This is a genomic window from Paramesorhizobium salinisoli (genome assembly GCF_003335045.1).
In the GTDB taxonomy this organism is placed as follows: Bacteria; Pseudomonadota; Alphaproteobacteria; order Rhizobiales; family Rhizobiaceae; genus Paramesorhizobium; species Paramesorhizobium salinisoli.
The window spans coordinates 1-297 of record NZ_QOZG01000140.1; the positions used below are offsets into that span (position 1 = coordinate 1).

Sequence of the window (297 nt, forward strand, 5' to 3'; positions counted from 1 at the left end):
AGACAGAGGGACAAATCACCAAGCTTAAGCTCATCAAGCGCCAAATGTACGGGCGTGGCAAACTCGATTTGCTCGAGGCACGTATCCTCGGAGCGACCTGATGTCACCGAGATTGCGTCAGAGCCAAGATTGGACGCCGATAAGGGGTCAACATTCCGCGCCGATTGACAGGCAATTGAAGCGCGAGGGCTTCGATGTCGCCCGATGCACCGTCGCCCGGCTCATGAGTATAATGGGCCTTCAGGGCATCATTCGTGGCAAGCCGGTCCGCACCACTGTCAGTGACAAGGCGGGTTC

The 297-nt window shown here is 57.2% G+C and carries 1 pseudogene; it reads left to right on the plus strand.

Annotation, left to right across the window (positions count from 1 at the left end):
• Nucleotides 1-169: 169 nt before the first annotated feature.
• Nucleotides 170-297, plus strand: a pseudogene (locus DUT91_RS25280) (IS3 family transposase); the annotation flags it as partial.